Here is a 24,190-nt window from a genome sequence, read left to right on the forward strand (position 1 = left end):
CGTGGGGGAGATGTCCGGCAGGACAGAGGGGGGCGCGACGGATCGTGGCTTTTCCAAGTTCAGCGTCGCATTTCTTCTGCTTGCAATATTCAGCTTCATTCTCGCCACCCCGTCCCGCGCCGACCCCATCGACGACCAGTTCCAGGCCTGGCTGCAAAACGACCTCTGGCCCGAGGCGAAGGCCAAAGGCATCTCCAAAAAGACCTTCGATGCCGCCTTCCTCGGCGTGAAGCCTAACCTGAAGCTGCCCGACCTCGTCCCGCCCGGCGAGAAGCCGACGACGCCTGAGAAGCAGCATCAGGCCGAGTTCGGCCCGCCGGCCAACTATTTCGCCGAAAAGATCGTTCGCGCCGTCACCAGCGGCGGCCGGACGCGCGAGGCCGCCAATGCCAGGGTGCTGGGGCTGATCGAAAAACGCTACGGCGTGCCGGGCGATGTCGTGCTGGCCATCTGGGGCCGCGAGACCGGCTTCGGCGCCGCCAAGATGCCCTATGACGCCTTCGAGGTGCTGGGCACCAAGGCCTTCATGTCGACGAAAAAGGATTTCTTCCGCACCGAGGTGCTGGCGGCGCTCGAAATCGTCGAGCGCGGACTGGCTCCCGTCAACGCGATGAAGTCGTCCTGGGCCGGGGCGCTCGGCCAGCCGCAATTCATGCCGACATCCTTTTTGAAGCACGCCGTCGACTTCGACGGGGACGGCCGGCCCGACATCTGGAATTCGGCACCCGACGTGCTCGCCTCGATCGCCAATTATCTCGTTCACTATGGCTGGGTGAAGGGGCGCGGCTGGGGAACCGAGGTGACGGTGCCGGCAAATGTCTCCTGTTCGCTCGAAGGACCCGACCAGGGCAAGAGGATTTCCGAATGGGTAGCGATGGGCATCAGGCGCGTCGACGGCAAGGCGTTCGCGCCAAGCGAATCGAGAGCCGAGGGCTTCCTGCTGATGCCGGCCGGGCGCAGCGGGCCGGCTTTCATCGTCACGCCGAACTTCTATGTGATCAAGGAATACAACAACAGCGATCTCTACGGGTTGTTCATCGGTCACGCCGCCGATCGCATCGCCAAGGGCGACGCCAGCTTCATTGGCAGCTGGGGCGCGGTCGGTGACCTGCACAGGTCGGATATCGCGGCCCTGCAACGGGCATTGGAGGCCAAGGGCTACGATGTCGGCAGTGCCGATGGCCTGCCCGGCTTCAAGACCCGCCGCTCAATCGGCGTGTGGCAGGCGAAGAACGGCAGGCCCGCCACCTGCTTTCCCGACGCGAGCCTGGTGGCGCAGCTGAAATGATGGCGACCTCCAAGGGTCAGAAACCAGCAGATATTTCCTGATTGTAAGCTTTGATTAGCCGGCGCACGGGTCGACTCGTGGCGGCCCGTTCTGGCCCAATAAGCTAGCTCGCAAAATGCGCGTTGCAGGTTCGAACGACGCCGAATAGGGTGTTGACCAACTGGACAAAAAACACGACGGTAAGCGGTCAAAGCCGCTGCCGGCCTTGCAAAGAATAATAGAGCCCTGAGCCGGGAACTCAGGTCAACAAAACAGGGAACGATCACCATGATGCTGGAAAAGTTTGCTCTTCGCTCTCGCGCCTTGCTCGCGGGCGCCGCGCTGTCGGCGCTGCTAGTCGCGCCCGCCTTCGCGGTCACACCCGCCGACACACTGGTCGAGGGCTTTGCCATCGACGACATCATCTCGATGGACCCGGGCGAAGCGTTCGAGCTGTCGACCGCAGAGGTCACCGGCAACACTTATGATCTGCTGGTCCGCCTCGACCTCAGCGACACCTCCAAGGTCAAGGGTGACCTTGCCGAGAGCTGGAGCGTTTCCGACGACGGCCTGACCTACACTTTCAAGCTCAAGCCCGGCATGAAGTTCGCCTCCGGCAATCCGATCACCGCGGCCGACGTCGCATATTCCTTCGAGCGCGCCATCAAGCTGGACAAGAGCCCGGCCTTCATCATCGGTCAGTTCGGCATCAGCGGCGACAATGTCACGGAAAAGGCCAAGGCGGTCGACGACACCACCTTCCAGTTCGTTGTCGACAAGGCCTATGCGCCGAGCTTCGTGCTGAACTGCCTGTCGGCCACCGTCGCCTCGGTCGTCGATGCCAAGCTGGTCAAGGAACATGTCGCGGCCGTCACCCCGAGCGCCGACTACAAATGGGATAATGACTTCGGCAACGCCTGGCTGAAAACCGGCTATGCCGGCTCCGGCCAATTCAAGCTGCGCGAATGGCGCGCCAACGAAGCCGTCGTCATGGAGCGCAACGACAACTATAATGGCGAAAAGGCCAAGCTTGCCCGCGTCATCTACCGCAACATGAAGGAAAGCTCGGCGCAGCGCCTGGCGCTGGAAGCCGGCGACATCGACGTCGCCCGCAACCTCGAGCCGAACGATCTCGATGCCATCGCCAAGAACGCCGACCTCACCACCACCAGCGCGCCGAAGGGCACGGTCTTCTATATCAGCCTCAACCAGAAGAACCCCACCCTTGCCAAGCCCGAAGTGCGGCAGGCGTTCAAATATCTGGTCGATTACGATGCGCTGAGCACCACCATCCTGAAGGGTATTGGCGAGATCCACCAGTCCTTCTTGCCCAAGGGCGACCTCGGCGCGATGGATGAGAATCCCTTCAAATTCGATGTTGCCAAGGCCAAGGAATTGCTCGCCAAGGCGGGTCTTCCGAATGGTTTCAAGGTGACCATGGACGTGCGCACCGGCCAGCCGACCACGGGCATGGCGGAATCGATCCAGCAGACGCTCGGCCAGGCCGGCATCCAGCTGGAGATCATCCCGGGTGATGGTAAGCAGACGCTGACCAAATACCGTGCCCGCAACCACGACATCTATATCGGCCAGTGGGGCCAGGACTATTTCGATCCGAACTCCAACGCCCAGACCTTTGCCTCGAACCCCGACAATTCGGATGCCGGCAAGTCGCACACGCTGGCATGGCGCAACAGCTGGGATATTCCGGATCTGACCAAGGAAACGGAAGCGGCGTTGCTTGAGAAGGATTCGGCCAAGCGCGCCGACATGTACAAGGATCTGCAGCAGAAGATCCTCGATACCAGCCCCTTCGTGATCATTCACCAGCAGCTCGAAGTGGCCGGCCTGCGCAAGAACCTCAAGGGCTTCGCGCTCGGCCCGAGCTTCGACACCAATTTCGTCGGGTCGGTCTCGAAGCAGTGACGCCGGCGGGCGCCCCGCGTGAGCATAGCTGACAATCAAGTGGCGGCAGGGCGCGTCAGCGCCCACGCCATCGCTATTTTATCGTCGCTTGGCCGCTTTCTGGTCATCGCGGTGACGACCTATCTCGGTCTTCTCGCGGTGACCTTCTTCATCGGCCGCGTCATTCCGATCGATCCGGTGCTGGCCGTGCTGGGCGACCGGGCGCCGACTGCCGTCGTCGAGCGCACACGTCGCGAGATGGGTCTCGACCTGCCCTGGATCGAGCAGTTCTACATCTATGTCAAAAGCGCCCTGCGCGGTGATTTCGGCACTTCGGTGCTGACCACCAATCCGGTGATGTCCGACATCCGCCGGGTCTTCCCGGCAACCATCGAGCTGGCGACGCTGGGCACGCTGATCGGCGCCGTCATCGGCGTGCCGCTCGGCGTGCTGGCCGCCGTCAAACGCGGCAGCCTGATCGACCAGGTCGCCCGCGTCGTCGGCCTCATCGGCTATTCCGTGCCGATCTTCTGGCTGGGGCTGCTGGGGCTGGTGCTGTTCTACGCCAAGCTGCAGTGGATAGCTTTCCCGGCGCGGCTCGATGTCGTCTACGAATACACATTCACGCCGATAACCGGCTTCTACCTCCTCGATGCCGCCATCCAGGGGCAATGGGACGTTTTCTACGACGCCTGGCGCCACATTGTCCTGCCGGCCGCGCTGCTCGGCTATCTGTCGCTTGCCTATATCAGCCGCATGACCCGCTCCTTCATGCTGAACGAGCTGGCGCAGGAATATATCGTCGCTGCCCGCGCCAAGGGCCTGTCGGAGACGCGCATCATCTGGGGCCATGCGCTGCGCAACGCCGCGGTGCCGATGGTGACGGTGATCGCGCTCTCCTACGCCAATCTGCTCGAGGGCTCGGTGCTGACCGAGACCGTCTTCTCCTGGCCGGGCATCGGCCTCTACATCACCAATTCGCTGCAGAACGCCGACATGAACGCCGTGCTTGGCGGTACCATCGCCATCGGCTCGGTCTTCATCGCCATCAACCTTCTGTCCGATCTGCTTTATCGGCTGCTCGACCCGAGGACCAAGGTCGGATGAGCGCTGAAACCATTCAATCCCGGCGCGAATGGCTGCTCAGCGACCGCCCGGCCTCGCGCCTGCAGGCAAGGCTCGGCCGTGCCTATGTCGCCTGGCGGCGATTCTCCGCCAATCGGTTGGCGGTGCTAGGCCTCATCATCATCATCGGGCTGCTGGTGGTCGCGGCCTTTGCCAATGTGCTGGCACCCTACTCGGCGACCGTTGGCGATCTGAAGAACGCACGCCTGCTGGCGCCTGGCGCCGCGCACTGGTTCGGCACCGACGACCTCGGCCGCGATATCTATTCGCGCATCGTCTATGGCGCGCGCTGGACGCTTTATGTCGTGGTTCTCGTCGCCATCATTGCCGCGCCCATCGGCCTCTTGGTCGGCACCATCGCCGGCTATGCCGGCGGCTGGACAGACACGATCCTGATGCGCATCACCGACATCTTCCTCGCCTTTCCGAAGCTGGTGCTGGCGCTCGCCTTCGTGGCCGCCCTTGGGCCCGGCATCGAGAATGCGGTGCTGGCCATCGCCATCACCTCCTGGCCGCCTTATGCGCGCATTGCCCGCGCCGAGACGCTGACGGTGCGCAACTCTGACTACATCAAGGCCGTGCAGTTGATGGGCGCCTCGCCCTTCCGCATCGTACTGCGCCACATCATGCCGCTCTGCATTTCCTCGCTGATCATCCGCGTGACGTTGGACATGGCCGGCATCATCCTGACCGCCGCCGGCCTCGGTTTCCTCGGCCTCGGCGCGCAGCCGCCGCTGCCCGAATGGGGCGCGATGATCGCATCAGGCCGCCGCTTCATCCTCGACCAGTGGTGGGTGGCCGCGGCGCCGGGTGCGGCCATCCTCATCGTCAGCCTCGGCTTCAACCTGCTCGGCGACGGCCTGCGCGACGCGCTCGACCCCCGGAGCGGCGATCAATGAGCGGTGATCAATGAGTGGTGACACACTTCTCGAGGTCGATGATTTGCGCGTCACCTTCCCGACGCGCACGGGCCTCGTGCAGGCCGTGCGTGGCGCCTCCTTTTCGCTCGGTCGCGAGCGGCTGGGCATCGTTGGCGAAAGCGGCTCCGGCAAATCGCAGACCGGGCGCGCCATCATGGGCCTCACCCCGCCGCAGGCCGAGGTTTCGGCAAAGAAGCTCAGCTTCGACGGCATGGATTTGCTCTCCATATCCCCACGCGAGCGCCGGGCGCTGCGGGGAAACCGCATCGCCATGATCCTGCAGGATCCGAAATATTCGCTCGATCCGGTGATGAGCATCGGCCGCCAGATCGTTGAGACCCTGCGCACACATGAAAAGGTCTCCAAGGCCGAGGCGCGCGAGCGGGCGCTCGCCACGCTGCAGGCGGTGCAGATCCGCGACCCGGCCCGCGTCTTCGATCTTTACCCGCATGAGGTCTCGGGCGGCATGGGCCAGCGCGCCATGATCGCCATGATGCTGATCACCGGGCCTGAGCTGATGATCGCCGACGAGCCGACCTCGGCGCTCGACGTCACGGTGCAGCTCGACGTGCTCAACATCCTCGACAAACTCGTGTCCGAGCGCGGCATGGGGCTGATCTTCATCTCGCACGACCTTCGCCTTATCTCGTCCTTCTGCGACCGGGTCGTCGTCATGTATGCCGGCAAGGTCGTCGAGCAGATCAAGGCTTCCGAATTGCGTGACGCCCGGCACCCTTATACGCGCGGCCTGCTCAACTGCATGCCGAGGATCGGCTTCGAGCGCCATCCGCTGCCGGTGCTCGACCGCAAACCGGAGTGGGCGGCATGACGGCCGCAATCGTGGTCGAGGAGCTGGAGGTGGTCTTCGACCGCTTTCGCGCGCTGAAAGGCGTCAGCCTCGAAGTCAGGGAAGGCGAGTCCTACGGGCTGGTCGGCGAAAGCGGCTCCGGTAAATCGACGCTGCTGCGGGCCATCACCGGCCTTGCGCCGGTCGCTTCCGGCGCCATCACCGTCAACGGCAAGAAGCTCGGCAAGAGCCGCGACAAGGCCTTCTACCGCGAAGTGCAGATGGTCTTCCAGGATCCGTACGGCTCGCTGCATCCGCGACAGACGGTCGACCGGCTGCTGCAGGAACCCTTGGCCATCCACGGCATTGCCGACGGCGAGAAGCGTATCGAGCGTGCGCTGGACGAGGTCGGCCTGGGCAAAGGCTTTCGCTTTCGCTACGCGCACCAGCTCTCCGGTGGCCAGCGCCAGCGCGTGGCGATCGCGCGCGCGCTGATCCTCGAACCCTCGATCCTGTTGCTCGACGAGCCGACCTCGGCGCTCGACGCCTCGGTGCAGGCGGAGGTGCTGAACCTGCTGGAAGAAGTGCGGCGGCGCCGCAAGCTCACCTTCCTGATGGTTAGCCACGACCTCGCCATCGTCACCCATATGTGCGAGCGGCTGATGGTGATGCAGAACGGCGAGGCCGTGGAGACGCTGACCGCGAGCCAACTGATCGGCCATCGGGTGAATGCGGACTACACACGCAACCTGCTCAGGGCGAGCGAAGGGTTTGTGAGGGTGTAGCTCCGTAAGGGGGCGGAACGCCACGGAGATCACGTTGCCGCCGCTTGACCCTCCGGCATTGCTTCCGTCTGCACGTCCTCCACTCTCCGCTTCGGCGGCTCCTTGACCCTGAACCACGTCACATAAAGCGCCGGCAGGAACAGCAGCGTGATCGCCGTGCCGGCGATGATGCCGCCCATCATCGCATAGGCCATCGGCCCCCAGAATACTTCGCGCGCGATCGGTATCAGCGCCAGGCTGGCCGCCGCCGCCGTCAGCGCGATCGGCCGCATCCGGTGCTCGGTCGCTTCGATCACCGCCGCCCAGCCATCCTTGCCTTCGGCGACCAGATCCTCGATCTGCACGATCAGGATGACCGAGTTGCGGATCAGGATGCCGATCAGCGCCAGCACGCCGAGGATGGCGACGAAGCCGAGCGGCGCGCCGCTCGGCACCAGGGCCGCCACCACGCCGATCAGGCCGAGCGGCGCCACCGCCACCACCAGGAACAGGCGCTGGAAGCTCTGCAACTGCACCATCAGGATGGTCGCCATGATGAACAGCATCAAGGGCACCACGGCCGCGATCGGCCCCTGGCTCTTGGCGCTTTCCTCGACAGACCCCGCCGTCTCGATCGAATAGCCCGGCGGCAGCTTGGCGATGAAGGCATCGACCGACGGTTTCAGCTCGTTGACGACGGTTGCCGGCAGCACGTCGCCGACCAACCCGGCGCGCACGGTGATCGTCGGCGTGCGGTTACGCCGCCATACGGTCGGCTGTTCGAGGTCGTAACGGAAGTTGGCGACCGCGGCGAGCGGGATCGCTTCGCCATTGCTGGTCGGCAGCTGCATGTTCTGCAGCGTCTCGATCGAGCCGCGTTCGGCCTCGCGCGAGCGCGCCACGACATTGATGAGGTATGTAGCATCACGCACCTGCGTGATCGTTGAGCCGCCCACCGTGCTGTTCAGCGTGCTTGCAATGTCGGAGGACGTAATGCCGAGCTGGCGCGCCTTGTCCTGCAGCACGTCCACCCTCAGCACGCGCTGCGGCTCATTCCAGTCGAAGGTTGGCGCTGCCAGCTTCGAATTGGCCGAAATCAAGCCGGCGAATTGCTGCGCCAGCTCGCGCACGGTCTGGATGTCGGGGCCGCCGACGCGGTACTGCACCGGACGCCCGACCGGGGGCCCGAGCTCGAGCGGCTTGACGAAGGCGTCGGTGCCGACGAATTCCTCGCGCAGCAGCTTTTCCAGCGCCGGCTTCACCCGGTTGCGCGCCTCGATGCTCTTGGTGACGATCACCGTCTGGCCGAAATAGGGATTGGCCGGCTGCACGTCATAGGCGAGCACGAAGCGCACCGCGCCCTGGCCGATATACGAACTGAAATGATCGATGTCGGGATTGCCGACCAGCGCCCGCTGTTCGAAGCGCTCCATCTGGTCGCGCGTCTCGGCGATCGAGGAATTTTGCGGCAGGTTCCAGTCGACGATCAGCTCCGGCCGGTCGGAAGGCGGGAAGAACTGCTGTTGGACCAGGCCGAAGCCGGCGATCGAGGCCGCAAACAGAAGCACCGTCGCGATGATCGTCAGCCAGTGGCGGCGAACGGACAACACAAGCACGCGCCGGAACAGCGAGGTGAAGCGTCCGGGCTGGTCGTGATGCTTCTCCTTCATCGTCGCCGGCAGGATGGTGACGCCGAGCAGCGGTGCAAACAGCACCGCCACGATCCACGACACCACAAGCGACACGGCAATGACGACGAACAGCGTGAAGGTGTATTCGCCGGCCGCGCTCGAGTTGAGGCCGATCGGAATGAAGCCGGCGACCGTCACCAAAGTGCCGGTCAGCATCGGAAAGGCGGTCGAGGTGTAGACATAGGTCGCGGCCTTGCGGAGGTTGTCGCCGACCTCCAGTCGCGCCACCATCATCTCGACCGCGATCATCGCATCGTCGACCAGAAGGCCGAGCGCGATGATCAGCGCGCCGAGCGAAATGCGCTGCAGCGAGATGCCGAGATAGGCCATCACCGTGAAGGTGATGGCCAGTACCAGCGGGATCGACAGCGCGACGACGAAGCCGGCGCGCAGGCCGAGGCTGATGAAGGAAACGGCGAGCACGATCGCCACGGCCTCGAACAGCGCGCGTGTGAAGCCAGAGACCGCTTCCTCGACGATGACCGGCTGATCCGCCACCAGATGCACGCCGACGCCGACGGGCAGGTCGGCCAGCACCTTTTCCATTTCCTCGTGCAGCGCCTCGCCGAACTTGAGCAGATTGGCGTTGGGCTTCATGCCGATGGCGAGGGCGATCGCGTCCTGGCCGTTGAAACGAAACAAAGCCGTCGGCGGATCGGCATAGCCGCGTCTGATCGTCGCCACGTCGCTCAGCCGGAAGAAGCGGTCGTTGACGCGCAGATTGATGGCGCGCAGGCTTTCCTCGGAGGTGAACTGGCCGCCGACGCGCACGCTGATCCGCTCCGGGCCGGACTGGATCACGCCCGACGGCGTGATCGCGTTCTGCGCCTGCAGGCTGGCCACGATTTGCTGCTGGTTGAGGCCGAGCGCCGCGATCTGGCGGGTCGAGAATTCGAGATAGATCGCCTCGTCCTGCGCGCCGACGAGATCGACTTTGCCGGCGTTCGGCACGGTCAGGATTTTCGTCCTGACATCCTCGACATAGTCGCGCAGCTGGCGCGGCGTCAGCCCGTCGGCGGTGAAGGCGTAGATATTGCCGAAGACATCGCCAAAACGGTCGTTGAAGAACGGTCCCTGCACACCTTGCGGGAACTGCGCCTTGATGTCGTTGACCATGTTGCGCACCTGAAGCCAGTTCGGCACGACGTCGCGCGCCTTGGTGGTGTCCTTCAGGTTGACGAAGACGACGGTCTGGCCGGCGGTGGTGACGGATTTCGTGTAGTCGAGGCTGTCGAGCTCCTCAAGCTTCTTTTCGATGCGGTCGGTCACCTGCTCCACCGTCTCCTTGACCGAGCCGCCGGGCCAGTTGGCCTGGATGATCATGGTCTTGATGGTGAAGGCAGGGTCTTCCTCGCGGCCGAGATTGAGATAGGAGAAGATGCCGGCCACCACGAAGACCAGCATGAAATACCAGACCAGCGAACGGTGGCTGAGCGCCCAGTCGGAGAGATTGAAGCCCCTCATCAGACCCCACCCTCCGGTATTTTCACCTTTTGGCCTTCGCTCAGGCTGTGGACGCCGGCCGTGACGACGCGCATGCCGGCCTCTAGTCCTTCGGCCACCGTGAAGCTGCCGCCACTCTTGGAGGCGATCTTGATCTCGCGCGAGCGCACGCTTGAGGATTGCGGGTCGACGATCCACACTTTTTGAGAGCCGTTCTTTTCGAGCAGCGCCGACATCGGCAGTTCGATCGTCGGCGTAACCTTGGTCATGCGCGTCGCTGTGATCGTCGAGCCCAGCCGGAACGCCGCCGGCGGATTGACCAATGTCAGCCGCACGCGGCGGGTGCGGGTGGAGCCTTCTGATTGCGGCGCGACCTCGCGCAGTCTGGCGTCGGTCTTGATGGTCGGCAGCGATTGCAGGATGATCTCGAACGGCGTGCCGACGGTAAGATCGCCGGTAAGCTGATCGGGAATGTCGACGACTGCCTCGCGCGGGTCGGTGCGGGCGACGGTGATGACCGTCTGCCCTGCGGAAACCGTCTGGCCGACTTCGGCGCCGGTAGCGGTGACGACGCCATCGAAATCGGAGAACAGCCGGGCGTAGCCGAGCTGTTCCTGCGACTTGGCCAACGCGGCGTAAGCGCGCTCGACCCCGGCCTGCGCCGCCTGCCTCGCCTGTTGCGCGGCATCGAAGGTGGCCTGCGAGGTGTCGGCCGATGCAAGCAATTGGCGCTGGCGATCCTCGCTGGCGGCGGCATTGGTGAACTGCGCCTGCGCGTTCGACAAATCCGCTTTCGATGCCTGGACGGCAAGCTCCAGCGCCGTCGGATCGAGGGCGGCGATCGTCGTGCCCTTGGTGACGAGGTCGCCGACCTTGACGTCGCGCGAGACGACGCGGCCGAGCAGGCGGAAGGCAAGGTCGGCGCTGTATTGCGGCTCGACCGAACCGGCAAAGCCGAAGGTTTCCACGGTCTTCGGTTCGATCACCACCGACAGAACCGGCCGGATTACCTCCGGCGGCTTGTCTTCCGAGCGCGAGCAGCCGGCAAGCGCTGCAAGGATGAGCACGGGAGCGATGCGCGGCAACCGGTTCATCGCGTCGCTCCCGCTACCTCGATCGTCTGTCCGGGACTGAGCAATTGCACGCCGGCGGTGACGACGCTCTGGCCTTCCTGCAAACCCTTGTCGACGACGACAACGCCGGAATCGAAGGCCAGCACCTCGACCGGCGCCGTCGTCACCGCCTTGCTCGCCGGGTCGACGATCCAGACCGATGGCTTGCCGGCGGCGGAAGTGAGCGCCTGCCAGGGCAACAGGATGGCTTTGACCGACTTGGCGCTGACCGTGCCGATCACGGCGGCGCCGAGCGGCATGCCGGCCGGCGTGTCGGGAATGCCGACCTTGACCCGGATCGATCCTGATGTGGTATCGACCGCAGGCGAGATCTCGCGGACTTTGCCGGTTGCCTTGACCTGCGGGTCGGAAAGCAGCGTGATCGTCACTGCCGGGGAAGGTGGTGTCCGGGCAACCAGCGTTTCATGCACGTTGAAGACCGCGTCGCGGTCGCCGTCCTCGGCGATGGTGAACACGGTCTGCGCCGCCTGCACCACCTGTCCTGCCTCGACCTGGCGTGCGGTGATGACACCGGCGGCGCCCGCCTTGAGCTCTGTGTAGGAAAGGTTTTCCTTGGCGTTGGCCAAAACGCTTTGCGCCGCTTCGACGCTGCCCTGCGCCACTTTCAGCGTCTGGTTGGCGGTGTCGAATTCCCGCCTCGTCGTGAAACCCTGCGAAAGCAGCGTCTTTTGCCGTTGGTAGGTGGCCGCGGCCTGGGTCAACTGAGCCTGCGCCGCGTCGAGATCTGCCTGCGCCGATCGCAAATCCGATTCTTGTTCTTGCGGATCGATGCGTGCGAGCACCGTGCCATGGTCGACATGCTGGCCGACATCGACCAGCCGTTCGGCGACGCGGCCGCCGACGCGGAACGACAGATTGGTGAGCGTGCGGGACGCGATCACGCCGGTCAGCGAGGTCCGCGGCGCGTAGTCGGCCAGGGCGACCGTTTGAGTGGTCACTACCACCGGCAGCTTCTTTTCCGCCGCCTGCTGTTTCTGGCAGCTGGCCACTGAGAACGCCGCGCCAGCGCAGGCCAGCAACAACAGGGTTTTTGAACGAAAGAGAAGGCGGGGCGGTAAAGACGGCAAGGCGGACGGTGTCGCGTTCCTGCTCATGGTTCCCCTCAACCCTTGGGAGCCGCTCCTGACGGCGGCACGTCGCGGATGAATCGAGATTAATCGAACGGCGGGAAAAGGAAACTGTTTCTGCGGCACGCGTTGCCGGGGCAGGCCCAATCGACTGAACCAATGTGCCGACTTGAGGAAAACCTGAAATAAGGTCAGAAGAGGCTTTGACAACATCAAAACGGAACGGGCGCCTGGCCGATGAGGGACGAGATGAAGAATTCAGCGATTTCCGAACGCAAGAACCAGTCGATCTCGCGCGGCGTCGGCATGACGACGCAGATCTATGCCGATCGCGCCGAGAATTCGGAAATCTGGGACGTCGAGGGTCGCCGCTACATCGACTTCTCGTCCGGCATCGCCGTGGTCAACACCGGCCACCGCCATCCGAAGGTGATCGAGGCGGTCAAGGCGCAACTCGACCGCTTCACCCACACCTGCCACCAGGTCGTGCCCTATGAGAGCTACGTGCGACTGGCCGAACGTCTGAACGGCATGCTGCCCGGCAAGTTCGACAAGAAGACGGTCTTCGTCACCACCGGCGCGGAGGCGGTCGAGAACGCCATCAAGATCGCCCGCAACGCCACCGGCCGCCAGGCGGTCATTGCCTTTTCCGGCGGCTTCCACGGCCGCACCTTCATGGGCATGGCGCTGACCGGCAAGGTCGTGCCCTACAAGGTCGGCTTCGGCGCCATGCCGGCCGATGTCTTCCATGCACCGTTCCCGGTCGCGCTGCATGGCGTTTCGGTCGCGGATTCGCTCGCCGCGCTCGACAAATTGTTCAAGGCCGATGTCGATCCGGGCCGCGTTGCAGCCATCATCGTCGAGCCGGTGCAGGGAGAGGGCGGCTTCTACGAGGCGCCGCGCGATTTCATGGCCGCGCTGCGCAAGATCTGCGACCAGCACGGCATCCTGCTCGTCGCCGACGAGGTGCAGACCGGCTTTGCCCGCACCGGCAAGATGTTCGCCATGGACCATCATGAGGTGGCGCCCGATCTCACCACCATGGCCAAGAGCCTTGCCGGCGGTTTCCCGCTGTCGGCCGTCACCGGCCGGGCCGAGATCATGGACGCGCCCGCCCCCGGCGGGCTCGGCGGCACTTATGGCGGCAGCCCGATCGGCGTCGCCGCCGCGCACGCCGTGCTCGACGTCATCGAGGAGGAAAAACTCTGCGACCGCGCCAACGCGCTGGGCAGCCGGCTGAAGCAGCGGCTGGAATCGCTCCGCGACGACGTGCCGGAGATCGTCGACATCCGCGGCCCTGGTTTCATGAACGCCGTCGAGTTCAACGACGTGAAGAAAGGCCTGCCCTCGGCCGAATTCGCCAATGCCGTCAGGCTGAAGGCGTTGGACAAGGGTCTCATCCTGCTCACCTGCGGCGTCTACGGCAACGTCATCCGCTTCCTGTCGCCGATCACCATCCAGGACGGCGTCATGACCGAGGCGCTGGATATACTGGAGACCTCGATCCGCGAGACGCGCCCGACTTAATCAAAATGGCCGGAGTGTCGGCTTCAACTATCCTTGGGCATTTTCCCTTCATCGAAAATGCCCTGGATGTCGCGTGAGCCGTGCAAGATGCGTTCAACACGCACGTCGTCGCCCTCGACGGTATAAAAGATGACATATCTCTGGAACGCCACGGAGCGCAGACCGCGCCAGAGTTCGGAACGGGGAGCGCCACCACGTGGTGCATCCAGGATGCTGTCGCATCGCACTCGAAGTGCCGCTATCAAGCGGCGAGCGGCCGCGGGATTTTCAGCCTGGATGTAATCGCCAATCTCTTCAATGTCCTGCACGGCGGCAGGCGCGAAACTGAGAGCCATTATTTACGGCTTTCAGCCGCGTATCTTTTCTCCAGCCTGTCAAAAACGTCGTCGGCTGTTATAGCTGGTCCGCTCTCTACACCCTTGCGGATGTCTTCACGCAGTGCAGTAAGCTTCGCCTGTCGGTGCTCTTCGCGTTCCTCCAGCAGGCGCAGGCTATCGCGCACAACTTCGCTTGCGCTGGCATAGCGACCACTCTCGACAAGCTGGCGCACGAATGCCTCGTAGCGGGAGCCGATGCTGTAGCTTGCAGGCATGGAACAATCTTTCGCTTTATCCGAAATTATCAATTTATGATAAGTCGGCGATAGCCTTTTGCCAAGCTTGGTGGGTGCGTCTTTTCGCACTCCCGAGCGCTGTTATCATCATGTTGGATTGAACAATCAGCCCGTCGCCCTGGCCGGTTCGTCCTGACTGAATGCCGCAAGTGCCGCCTTCAGCGCATCCGGACCGCCCGCAACCGCCTGCGGCGTCGGCGAGAAGCCGGCGCCCAACATCTTGCGGCCGAGCATGTGGTCGGCCGGGCGGTTGACGGATTCGATGCCGAGCAGCCGGTTGCCGGCATAGTGATAGATCGAGAACTTGTTCTCGGCCGGCTCGCCCAGCACGACATGGCTATCGCCGCCCTGCGTCAGCCCCACCATCTGCAGCTTCATGTCGCCGATATCCGACCAGAACCACGGCACCGCCGAGAAGGGTTCGGCATGGCCAAGGATGGTGCGCGCCGCAAGCCGCGCCTGGTCGGTGGCGTTCTGCACCGATTCCAGCCGCACGTCGCCGCCGGTGAACCAGTGCCGGTAGGACGCGGCATCGCCGACGGCGAGGATTTCGGGAACAGAGCTCTGCATATGCTGGTCGACGCGGATGCCGTTACCGGTGGCCAGGCCGGCGGCTTCCGCCAGTTCGACATTGGGCACCACGCCGATGCCGACGACCACCATTTGCGTCGGCAGGCGCTCGCCGCCCGATGTAATCGCGGCCGCCACGCAGCCGCCTTCGCCCTCCAGGCGGGCGATGGTGGTGCCGGTCAGGATGCGCACGCCGATTGCCTCCAGGCGCTGGCGCACATGCGCGGCGATCACCGGCGCAACGGCGCGGCCGAGCAGCCGGTCGAGCGCCTCGACGACGGTGACGTTGCGCCCGGCGGCCCTCAGTGTCGCCGCGATCTCGAGGCCGATAAAGCCGCCGCCGAGAATGACCACGTCCTCGCTTTGCGCGCTGAGCTCACGAATCACCCGCGCGTCGGCCAGCGAGCGCAGCGAAACCACGCCGGCGAGGCCGGTGCCGTCCAGCTTGAGCAGACGCGGCCGCGAGCCGGTCGCGAGGATCAGCCGGTCGAAGGCAAGTTTACCGCCGCCCGCCACGTCGAGCGTGCGCGCGCCGGCATCGATGCCCTCGATGCGCGCGCCTGGACGATAGTCGATATTGTTGCCGGTGTAGAAGGCCTCGCCGCGCAAGGGCTGGGGCTTGGCCTCGGCATCCTTGATGAAGGTCTTGGACAGCGGCGGCTTGTGGTAGGGCAGTTCCTTCTCGTCGCCGATCAGGATGACCGGTCCGTCATAGCCTTCCTCGCGCAGGCTCGCAGCCGCCTGCACGCCGGCATGACCCGCACCGACAATGACCACTCCGCTCTTCATCGCAGTCCTTTTTTGTCTTCGAATCTAGGATCTTCCGCCAGGTGGCGATTGTCTGCCGCCGCCGCAAGAGCCGCGCATCGGGTCGCACCCAGGATGGCTGTCTGTCAATCGCGCCGTCGGCGAACTCTCGGCTTTAAAGTTGATATTTCTAGTTTAGAATAATTCTAAACTGTTGTTTCAATTGATTTTTTCCGCCGCACTAGTTGACTCACGGCCGCTCCATCGCTTTATGGAGAGCTGCGCGCAAAGCGCATCCCTTTGATGTTTGGGCCTTGAACCCTTTCGATTGGAGGCAAGAGGGTGTCTTTTTATCGCGAACCGCGCATCGACGCGGCCACCATTTTTCCCGGCATGCTCATGCCTCGGCGCGGGTGGACGCACGCGCCCTTTGTTGAATTTCCAAGGAACTGGAGAAAGATAATGACGGCACGTAATGGCGGCAGGCTGGCTGCGATCTGCGCCACGGCTGCACTGACGGCGGCGGTGTTCGTGTTGCCGGCGAAAGCCGAGACCGACGCGAAGGCGGTGATCAAGACCTATGCCGACATCGCGCTGGCCAAATACGAGGATTCGCTGACCACCGCGCAGGCGCTGGACAAGGCGGTCGATGCGCTCATCGCCAGCCCCTCGGCCGACACGTTGAACGCTGCCCGCGAAGCCTGGAAAGCGGCGCGCATTCCTTACCAGCAGACCGAGGTCTACCGCTTCGGCAACAAGATCGTCGACGACTGGGAAGGCAAGGTGAATTCGTGGCCGCTGGATGAAGGCCTGATCGACTATGTCGCCAAGAGCTACGGCACCGAGTCGGACGAGAACGCGCTCTATGCGGCCAACGTCATCGCCAACAAAGAGATCGAGATCAACGGCAAGAAGGTCGACGCCTCGAAGCTGACGCCGGAATTCCTGTCCGGCACGCTGCAGGAGGCCGGCGGCGTCGAAGCCAATGTCGCGACCGGCTATCACGCCATCGAATTCCTGCTCTGGGGCCAGGACCTGCACGGCACCGGGCCGGGCGCTGGCGAGCGGCCCTATACGGATTACGACCTCAAGAACTGCAGCAATGGCAATTGCGACCGTCGCGCGGACTATCTGAAGTCGGCAAGCGACCTTCTGGTGTCCGACCTGCAGGAGATGGTCGACAACTGGAAGGAAGACGGCGCCGCGCGCAAGAACCTCATCGAGGGTGAGCCGAACGCCGGCATCTCCACCATCTTCACCGGCATGGGCTCGCTCTCTTATGGCGAACTGGCCGGCGAACGCATGAAGCTCGGTCTTTTGCTGCACGATCCCGAGGAGGAGCATGACTGCTTCTCCGACAACACCTATAACTCGCATCTCAATGACGCCGTCGGCATTCGCGACGCCTATCACGCCAACTACAAGCGCTTCGACGGTTCCACGGTTTCGGGTCCGTCGGTCTCCGACATGGTCAAGGCCGCCGATCCCGCGATCGACAAGGAACTGTCCGGCAAGCTCGACACCACTGTCGCCAGGATGGAGGCCATCAAGGCGCGCGCGCTTGCCGGCGAGGCCTACGACCAGCAGATTGCCGAAGGCAACACCGAAGGCAACGCCACCGTGCAGGCGGCGATCGACGCGCTGATCGACCAGACCAAGTCGATCGAGCGCGCCGTCGGCTCACTCAAGCTGAACCAGATCGCCTTCGAGGGATCCGACAGCCTCGACGCGCCGGACAAGGTGTTCAAGTAAGACCGGGGCATGATCCCAAAAAGTGGAAGCCGGTTTTTGGACAAGATCATGCCCGACTAAGGAACAGCCAAACGGCGCCGGGCCGGCGCCGTCAGCCAAGGCAAGCAAATGCTGATCTGCCATTGCAACATCATTACCGAGAAGGAGATTGAGCAGACGATCGTCGGCCTGCTGGATGAAGATCCCTGGCAGTTGATCGTGCCGGCGAAGGTCTATCATGCCATGCGCAAGCGCGGCCGCTGTTGCGGCTGTTTCCCAAATGTGGTGGAAACGATCATTCGGGTCACCGAGAACTACCACGCCCGCTCAGCGGCGGGGAACGTGGACATCGTTTCACACCTGGATCGCGTGCGAGGCCTACGCGTCCAATACGGGAGCAGGACCCATGAAAGGCGAACCGCAGATCATCGAGCGGCTTAACGAAGCTCTGTTTCTGGAGCTTGGAGCCGTCAACCAGTACTGGGTGCATTATCGTCTGCTCGAGGACTGGGGCTACACCAAGCTGGCAAAGAAGGAGCGGGCGGAATCGATCGAGGAAATGCATCACGCCGACAGGCTGATCGCGCGCATCATCTTCCTCGAAGGCCATCCGAACCTGCAGTCCGTCGCGCCGCTGCGCATCGGCCAGAACGTCAAGGAAGTGCTCGAATCCGATCTGGCCGGCGAATATGACGCGCGCACCGCCTACAAGCACTCGCGCGAGATCTGTCACGATGCAGGCGATTTCGTCTCGATGAAGCTGTTCGAGGATCTGCTTGCGGACGAGGAGGGCCATATCGACTTCCTGGAAACGCAGCTCGACCTGCTGGCCTCGATCGGCGAGGAAAAGTACGGCCAGCTCAACGCCGACTCGGCCGATGAGGCGGAGTAAGGACATGCCTGAATGCGGCGCCCCGTAGATTTTTCGCGCCGCTCGTGGCGGGCCGGAATTGACGGCCCGTCGCTTCAGAAGATCCCGCGATACCGGATTTGTCGCGGTGCGTCGCTCTTTGTGGCATTCACGCTTTCTGCTTCCGCCATGGCTGGCGACCCGGCCGGTCTGTCGACCAGCCGGACCGATTTGACGCCGAAGGATCAGGCGCGGGTTCTGGCCGTCACCAAGCCAACGACCGATTTCACCAAACCCGAGCCGTTCGAGTTGATGCAGGGCGGCGCCGGCACCTCGCGCAAGGACGTCAACCGCGATGCCTTTTCGCAATCCTCCGCCAACATCACCTTCGAGGAAGAGGGCAGCTTCAAGCTCGGCAATGCGCTTTTCCGCAAGAACTGGGTGTCGTCGCCGTCTTCGACCCAGGCCTCGGATGGGCTTGGTCCACTGTTCAATGAGCGCGCCTGCCAGAACTGCCATCTGAAGGACGGCCGCGGCCGCCCGCCGGAAGGCAACGCCGGCTCGATGTCGATGTTTCTGCGGCTCGCGCGCGACGCCAGCAGCGCAGAGGAAAAGGCCGCTCTCGCCGGCAACGAGGCGCTGAACTTTCCCGATCCGGTCTATGGCGCGCAACTGCAGGATCTAGCCGTTCCTGGTCTCAAGGGCGAAGGCCGGGTGCTCGTCGAATACCAGGAGCAAAAGGTGACACTCGTAGACGGCAGTGTCGTTTGGCTGCGCAAGCCGAACTATTCGGTGGAAAGTCCACGCTACGGTCCGCTCGATCCACGCACCACGCTCTCGCCGCGCCTGACGCCGCCGATGATCGGGCTCGGCCTGATCGAGCAGATTGCGCCTGCCGATATTCTCGCCCGCGCCGATCCGGACGACCGCGACGGCGATGGCGTTTCGGGCAGACCCAACATCGTGCGCGATGCGTCGAGCGGCGAGGTGATCTTGGGCCGCTTCGGCTGGAAGGCGCAGACCGCGTCGATCCGCCAGCAGGCGGCCGACGCCTTTGCCGGCGATATTGGTATCTCGACGCCGGAGATGCCGAAGCATTGGGGCGATTGCACGGAAGCGCAGAAGGATTGCCTCGCCATGCCGAACGGCGTGCAACTGCGTCTCGGCACGGCTGAGGCGCCGCCGCCGGTGATGGACCTGGTCACCTTCTATTCGCAGAACCTGGCCGTGCCGGCGCGGCGCGATCTCGCCAGACCCGAGGTGCTTGCCGGCAAGAAGCAGTTCTACGAAATGGGCTGCATTTCCTGCCACACGCCGAAATTCGTCACCCTGCGCGGCACGCCCGACAAGGCGCAGGCCTTCCAGCTGATCTGGCCCTATTCCGACTTCCTGCTGCACGACATGGGCGAGGGCCTCGCCGACGGGCAGCGGGTGGGCGAGGCGAGCGGCAGCGAATGGCGCACCCCGCCGCTCTGGGGTATTGGGCTCACCGCGACAGTCAACGGCAACAGCTTCTATCTGCACGACGGCCGCGCCCGCACGCTTGCCGAGGCGATCCTTTGGCATGGCGGCGAGGGCCAAAAGGCGCGCGACCGCTTTGCCGGCGCCGCCGCGGCCGATCGCGAGGCGCTGATCAAATTCCTGGAGTCGCTCTGATGCCGAAACGCCTGGCCCTTTTCCTTCCGCTTCTTTTGGCTGCCGCCCTGCCGGCGTCGGCTGCGGTCAAGGCCTCCGATGTCATCGGTCGCGCGATCGACGGTTTCGTCCGCCCGGCCTATGCCAGCCTCGACCAGCATGCGGCGGGTCTCACCAGGGCGATGCATCAGCTTTGCGAGACGCCGTCCGAGCCAAATCTCGAAGCGGCGCGCTCGGCGTTTTCAGGCACGGTCGAGGCCTGGTCGGTGGCCGAGATCATCGCCTTCGGACCGATCAAGCAAAACAACCGGCTGGAGCGCATGCTCTATTGGCCGGACCGCAAGAGCATTGGCCTGCGCCAGGTGCAGTCGACACTTGCCGCGAAGGATCCCTCCGCCACTGATCCGGCGCAACTGGCGCAAAAGAGCGTCGCCATGCAAGGTCTCGGCGCGCTCGAATACGTGCTCTACGGCGATGGCGCCGAAACGCTGGCTCGAAAAGACGATCCGTATCGCTGCGCTTATGGCGCGGCGGTCGCCGGCAACATCGAGGCGATTGCCGGCGAGGTGCGCGATGCCTGGCAAAATCCTGATGGATTTGCGTCGCTCTGGGCCAATCCGGGCGCAAAGAACCCGCTCTACCGCGACGGCACGGAAGCGGTGGCGGAGCTCGTCGGCGTTTTCATCAACGAGCTGGAAATGATCCGCGACGTGCGGCTCAAGGGCTTTCTCGGCGCCAAGCCCGATGCCGACAAACCGAAGCAGGCGATCTACTGGCGCTCGCAGAACACGACGGCTTCGCTGGCCGGAAACCTGTCGGGCGTCGACCTGTTGTTCCAGGCATCGAAGCTCGGCGACGCGCTGCCCGCCGACGCGCGATGGATGGCCGAGTCCATCCACATCCAGCTCACCAACGGCGTGGCGGCCGCGAAATCCGTCAGCGGCCCGATCGACAGGGCGCTCGCCGACCCGGCGCTGCGCGACAGGCTCGAGCACTTCGCGCAGATAACGTCCAGCCTGTCCACCCTGATCGGCACCAGAATGACCGCCGAGTTTGGCCTGACCGCCGGCTTTTCGTCGCTCGATGGGGATTGATGCCTTGAGGACCGCCCTCATCGATCGCCGCGATTTCCTGCGGGCCGCTGGAGCGGGCTTCGCCGCCGTCATGGCGCCGCGGGCATGGGCCGACACGCTGGCGGCGGACGCGGTGTTTGCCACGGCCTTCGTCAAGCGCGACGGCAGCTTCGGCGCCGCCGTACTCTCCGAAGCCGGCAGGATCCTGCACACGGTCGGACTGCCCGATCGTGGCCATGACGTCACCTTCGATCCGGTGTCGAAACGCTCGGTCGTCTTCGCCCGGCAGCCCGGCACCTTCGCGGTCGTCTTCGACAATGCCGGCCGCGACGAGCCATTGACCATCGCCAGCATCGCCGGCCGGCATTTCTTCGGCCATGGCGTGTTCTCGCCCGATGGCGCCTTGCTCTATGCTACCGAAAACGACTTCGACAACGCAGCCGGCGTCGTCGGCATCTATGATGCGAGGTCGAATTTCAGCCGGGTCGGCGAGTTCCCGACCTACGGCATCGGCCCTCATGAGCTGCTCCTGCTCGGCGACGGCCGAACGCTCGCCATTGCCAATGGCGGCATTGAAACCCATCCGGACTATGGCCGTGCCGAACTCAACATCGCGACGATGAAGCCGTCTTATACGCTGGTCGACCGCATCACCGGCGACCTGGTCGAAAAGCACGAATTGCCGCCGGCGCTGCATCAGCTCTCGATCCGCCACATGGATCGCGACCGGGCGGGCACCGTCTGGTTCGGCTGTCAGTATCGCGGACCGCCGACCGATCGCCCGGCGCTGGTTGGCCGCGCCGCGCGCGGCAAGGAGCTGGAGCTGCTGGAGATGCCGCTGGATGTGCTCTCCGCCTTGCGCAACTATATCGGCTCGGTCGCTGCCAATGCCGCGACGGGTACGGTCGCCGTCACTTCGCCGGAGGGCAATTCGCTGGCCGTTCTCGACGCCATCAGCGGACGCGTGGTCGCGACCAGGTCGCTGGTCGAGGTCTGCGGCCTCGCGCCGGACGGCGCCGGCTTCATGGCGACGACCGGCGCCGGCGAGATCGTCGGTAGCGCCGGCGCGGTCCGTTCCGAGCCGGACTATGTCTGGGACAACCACATGCTGCGCATCCCGGCCTCGGCCTGACAAACAGGGTTCTGCCGTTGCAGGCAAAGCAAAGCCGCTTAACATTTCTCGGCCCTGGCCCTTGCGGTGCCGGGCCATGCCGGGCAGAGGGAATTGTGTTTCGATCCAGTTCTTTAACCGCCCGTATGAAGCTGCCCGCATGAAGCTGCCCCTATGAAGGTGCTTGCCGTTGACTGCGCCGCCAACCTTTGTGCCGCTTGCGTCTATGACGCAGGCGCGCAAAAGGAGCTTGGCCGCGCGGTGCGCGATCTCGGCAAGGGGCACGCCGAGCATCTGATGGCCGTCATCGAGACCGTCCTGCAAGTCGGCGGGATCGGCTATCACGACCTCGATGCCGTGGCCGTTTCGATCGGACCCGGCTCCTTCACCGGCCTGCGCGTCGGCGTCTCGACCGCGCGCGGCCTGGCGCTGGCGCTGAAGATCCCGGCAATCGGCGTGACGACGCTGGAAGCGTTGGCGGCGGAAGGCGCGAAAGCCTTTCCCGGGCACGCGGTGCTTGCAGCGCTCGACGCCGGTCGCGAGGAAATCCACGCGGCGCTCTATGACGCAGCGTTAGCTGAGACTTACGGGCCTGCCGTAACCACGCTTTCCGAGGCGACGGCCATGGCCATCGGCGCCGAAGCGGTCCTCGTCGGGACCGCGGCGCCGCGGATTGCCTCGGCAGCCGGACGGGCCTTCGACATCGGTCCGGTTGCTGCCACCTCCGACATTGCGACCTATGCCAGGCTGGCCTCGACCAGGCAGCCGGGCGAGAAGCCGAAGCCGCTCTATCTGCGCGGCGCCGATGCCAAGCCGCAGGCGGGTTTCGTTCTTCCAAGACAGGGCCATGATCCCAAGGACCCGAAGGGAAAAGACTCCTGATGCGCATACCGTTCTTTCAGCCGCGCCGCAGGGACTATGCGCTGGAACCGCTGACGGTTGCCGACAGCGCCGCCATGTCGGTGCTGCATCGCGAGGATTTCGTCCGGCCCTGGACCGATGGCGAGTTCGCGGCGCTGCTCGAACAGGACACCGTGTTCGGCTATGCGGCGCGGGAAACCGGCCAGGGCGCCAAGCCGCCGGTCGGCTTCGTCCTGGCGCGGCTTGCAGCCGGCGAGGGCGAAATCCTCACCGTGGCCGTCGCCCGCGCGCACCGCCGCCAGGGCCTTGGCTGGCAATTGATGGACGCGGTGCTGCGCGAGCTTCATGCGCAGCGTGCCGAGGCGCTCTTCCTCGAGGTCGACGAGACCAATGCGCCGGCGATCGGGCTCTACCGCAGGCTTGGCTTCCGCCAGGTCGGTCATCGGCCGAACTATTATCGCTCGACCGAACACGGTCCGACCGGCGCGCTTGTCATGCGCCGCGATCTTCGCTAGCCACAGTCCGTTGGGGCCCGAGCGAATGATCAAGAAATTGCGGATTTTCCTGGCGCTCGGCTATGTCGTCGTCTGTTCCCTGGTGCTGGTGCCTTTGCAGATCCTGTCGATCAAGACAGGGCTGTGGCCCGAAACCTTCATCCTGAAAATCTGGCACGGCATGATCCTGAGGGCGCTGGGCATGCGGGTGCATGTCAAGGGCTCCTTGGCCAGGCAACGTCCTCTGCTGGTGGCGGCCAACCACATTTCCTGGACCGACATCATGGTGCTCGGCTCCTTTGTCGATGTGAAATTCATCGCCAGGGCCGATATGGAAGGCTGGCCGCTGATCGGCATGCTGTCCAAGCTGCAGCGCACCGTCTTCATCGAGCGCGAGCGCAAGCGCACCTCCGGCGACCAGGCAAGCGAGATCGCCAGGCGCATGGCCAAGGGCGACGCCATGGTGCTGTTCGCGGAAGGCTCGACCGGCGACGGCAACCTCGTGCTGCCGTTCAAGAGCACATTGTTCGGCGCAGCCTCGATGGCGATCTCGGAAGGCGCGGCGGACCAGGTCTTCATCCAGCCCGTGGCGATCGCCTACACACGGCTGCACGGCGTGCCGATGGGCCGCCGACACCGGCCCATTTCCGCCTGGATCGGCGACCAGGATCTGACGCCGCACCTGAAAATCCTGCTTGCCGAAGGCGCGCTCGACGCCGAGGTGCATTTCGGTGAACCGGTGGCTTTCTCAAAGGGCTCGAGCCGCAAGGAAACGGCCAGGCTGATGGAAGCCAAGGTGCGCGAGATGATGCAGGCCGCGCTCGCGAGCCCGGCGCCCAGCCGGTAGTTCACTCGCAATCGACCAGAATCGTCTGT

General features: G+C 64.2%; 22 protein-coding genes. 16 read left to right on the forward strand and 6 right to left on the reverse strand.

Annotation, left to right across the window (positions count from 1 at the left end; all coding sequences use genetic code 11):
• The first annotated feature begins 10 nt into the window (after positions 1-10).
• The 6 genes from F3H96_RS02760 (at position 11) to F3H96_RS02785 (ending at position 6,789) form a co-directional block, all read left to right on the forward strand.
• Positions 11-1,288, forward strand: a complete 1,278-nt coding sequence (locus F3H96_RS02760) for a lytic murein transglycosylase (RefSeq protein WP_149790389.1) — start codon at positions 11-13, stop codon at positions 1,286-1,288.
• Positions 1,289-1,558: 270 nt separating this feature from the next.
• Entirely contained in the window at positions 1,559-3,193 is a 1,635-nt protein-coding gene (locus tag F3H96_RS02765) for an ABC transporter substrate-binding protein (protein ID WP_188131286.1), read from the forward strand.
• A gap of 18 nt (positions 3,194-3,211) precedes the next feature.
• Positions 3,212-4,279 carry an ABC transporter permease gene (locus F3H96_RS02770; RefSeq protein ID WP_149790391.1) on the forward strand — a complete coding sequence of 356 codons (1,068 nt, stop codon included), beginning with the start codon at positions 3,212-3,214 and terminating at the stop codon, positions 4,277-4,279.
• A complete protein-coding gene (gene nikC / locus F3H96_RS02775; protein ID WP_149790392.1) occupies positions 4,276-5,196 on the forward strand; it encodes a nickel transporter permease in 921 nt (306 codons plus the stop codon). The genes F3H96_RS02770 and nikC overlap by 4 nt, the downstream gene beginning before the upstream one ends.
• Positions 5,197-5,206: 10 nt before the next feature.
• Complete coding sequence (locus F3H96_RS02780; protein ID WP_149790393.1) at positions 5,207-6,046, forward strand: ABC transporter ATP-binding protein; 840 nt, start codon at positions 5,207-5,209, stop codon at positions 6,044-6,046.
• Entirely contained in the window at positions 6,043-6,789 is a 747-nt protein-coding gene (locus tag F3H96_RS02785; RefSeq protein WP_149790394.1) for an ABC transporter ATP-binding protein, read from the forward strand. Before F3H96_RS02780 ends, F3H96_RS02785 begins: the two co-directional genes overlap by 4 nt.
• A 29-nt stretch (positions 6,790-6,818) precedes the next feature.
• Here the strand turns inward: F3H96_RS02785 and F3H96_RS02790 are convergent, their stop codons facing one another.
• Genes F3H96_RS02790 through F3H96_RS02800 form a run of 3 tightly spaced genes read right to left on the reverse strand, consistent with a single transcriptional unit; the run spans position 6,819 to position 12,024 of the window.
• Positions 6,819-9,923 (reverse strand): efflux RND transporter permease subunit, encoded by a 3,105-nt coding sequence (locus tag F3H96_RS02790; RefSeq protein WP_149790395.1) that lies wholly within the window; start codon positions 9,921-9,923, stop codon positions 6,819-6,821.
• Entirely contained in the window at positions 9,923-10,996 is a 1,074-nt protein-coding gene (locus F3H96_RS02795; RefSeq protein ID WP_149790396.1) for an efflux RND transporter periplasmic adaptor subunit, read from the reverse strand. The genes F3H96_RS02790 and F3H96_RS02795 overlap by 1 nt, the downstream gene beginning before the upstream one ends.
• The gene (locus tag F3H96_RS02800) at positions 10,993-12,024 is read right to left on the reverse strand and encodes an efflux RND transporter periplasmic adaptor subunit (protein ID WP_244619879.1); all 1,032 of its coding nucleotides are present in this window, start codon (positions 12,022-12,024) and stop codon (positions 10,993-10,995) included. The genes F3H96_RS02795 and F3H96_RS02800 overlap by 4 nt, the downstream gene beginning before the upstream one ends.
• A 327-nt stretch (positions 12,025-12,351) precedes the next feature.
• Here F3H96_RS02800 and F3H96_RS02805 point away from each other — a divergent pair, with 327 nt between their 5' ends.
• Positions 12,352-13,629: a 4-aminobutyrate--2-oxoglutarate transaminase gene (locus F3H96_RS02805; RefSeq protein ID WP_149790397.1), complete on the forward strand. Its 1,278-nt coding sequence runs from the start codon at positions 12,352-12,354 to the stop codon at positions 13,627-13,629.
• Positions 13,630-13,652: 23 nt separating this feature from the next.
• Here the strand turns inward: F3H96_RS02805 and F3H96_RS02810 are convergent, their stop codons facing one another.
• The 3 genes from F3H96_RS02810 to F3H96_RS02820 form a co-directional block, all read right to left on the reverse strand.
• Positions 13,653-13,964, reverse strand: coding sequence for a type II toxin-antitoxin system RelE/ParE family toxin (locus tag F3H96_RS02810; RefSeq protein ID WP_149790398.1), 312 nt, complete (start codon positions 13,962-13,964; stop codon positions 13,653-13,655).
• Positions 13,964-14,221 carry a type II toxin-antitoxin system ParD family antitoxin gene (locus F3H96_RS02815; RefSeq protein WP_149790399.1) on the reverse strand — a complete coding sequence of 86 codons (258 nt, stop codon included), beginning with the start codon at positions 14,219-14,221 and terminating at the stop codon, positions 13,964-13,966. The genes F3H96_RS02810 and F3H96_RS02815 overlap by 1 nt, the downstream gene beginning before the upstream one ends.
• A 126-nt stretch (positions 14,222-14,347) precedes the next feature.
• Positions 14,348-15,601 carry an FAD-dependent oxidoreductase gene (locus F3H96_RS02820; RefSeq protein WP_149790400.1) on the reverse strand — a complete coding sequence of 418 codons (1,254 nt, stop codon included), beginning with the start codon at positions 15,599-15,601 and terminating at the stop codon, positions 14,348-14,350.
• A 420-nt stretch (positions 15,602-16,021) separates the two neighbouring features.
• On the opposite strand from F3H96_RS02820, the gene F3H96_RS02825 reads away from it, so the two are divergent.
• The 9 genes from F3H96_RS02825 (at position 16,022) to F3H96_RS02865 (ending at position 24,161) form a co-directional block, all read left to right on the forward strand.
• Entirely contained in the window at positions 16,022-17,311 is a 1,290-nt protein-coding gene (locus F3H96_RS02825; RefSeq protein ID WP_149790401.1) for an imelysin family protein, read from the forward strand.
• A gap of 108 nt (positions 17,312-17,419) precedes the next feature.
• A complete protein-coding gene (locus tag F3H96_RS02830; protein ID WP_149790402.1) occupies positions 17,420-17,731 on the forward strand; it encodes a (2Fe-2S)-binding protein in 312 nt (103 codons plus the stop codon).
• On the forward strand, positions 17,697-18,182 hold the full coding sequence (gene bfr, locus F3H96_RS02835) for a bacterioferritin (RefSeq protein WP_149790403.1): 486 nt from the start codon (positions 17,697-17,699) through the stop codon (positions 18,180-18,182). Before F3H96_RS02830 ends, bfr begins: the two co-directional genes overlap by 35 nt.
• A gap of 12 nt (positions 18,183-18,194) precedes the next feature.
• Positions 18,195-19,796: a di-heme oxidoredictase family protein gene (locus F3H96_RS02840; RefSeq protein ID WP_149790404.1), complete on the forward strand. Its 1,602-nt coding sequence runs from the start codon at positions 18,195-18,197 to the stop codon at positions 19,794-19,796.
• Positions 19,796-20,869 (forward strand): imelysin family protein, encoded by a 1,074-nt coding sequence (locus F3H96_RS02845; protein WP_149790405.1) that lies wholly within the window; start codon positions 19,796-19,798, stop codon positions 20,867-20,869. Before F3H96_RS02840 ends, F3H96_RS02845 begins: the two co-directional genes overlap by 1 nt.
• A 4-nt stretch (positions 20,870-20,873) precedes the next feature.
• The gene (locus tag F3H96_RS02850; protein WP_149790406.1) at positions 20,874-21,980 is read left to right on the forward strand and encodes a DUF1513 domain-containing protein; all 1,107 of its coding nucleotides are present in this window, start codon (positions 20,874-20,876) and stop codon (positions 21,978-21,980) included.
• 153 nt (positions 21,981-22,133) lie between these two features.
• Complete coding sequence (gene tsaB, locus F3H96_RS02855) at positions 22,134-22,841, forward strand: tRNA (adenosine(37)-N6)-threonylcarbamoyltransferase complex dimerization subunit type 1 TsaB (protein ID WP_149790407.1); 708 nt, start codon at positions 22,134-22,136, stop codon at positions 22,839-22,841.
• Entirely contained in the window at positions 22,841-23,335 is a 495-nt protein-coding gene (locus F3H96_RS02860; RefSeq protein WP_149790408.1) for an N-acetyltransferase, read from the forward strand. The genes tsaB and F3H96_RS02860 overlap by 1 nt, the downstream gene beginning before the upstream one ends.
• 25 nt (positions 23,336-23,360) lie before the next feature.
• The gene (locus tag F3H96_RS02865; RefSeq protein ID WP_149790409.1) at positions 23,361-24,161 is read left to right on the forward strand and encodes a lysophospholipid acyltransferase family protein; all 801 of its coding nucleotides are present in this window, start codon (positions 23,361-23,363) and stop codon (positions 24,159-24,161) included.
• Positions 24,162-24,190 lie beyond the last annotated feature (29 nt).

The organism is Mesorhizobium sp. NFR06 (assembly GCF_900115245.1).
GTDB lineage: Bacteria > Pseudomonadota > Alphaproteobacteria > Rhizobiales > Rhizobiaceae > Mesorhizobium.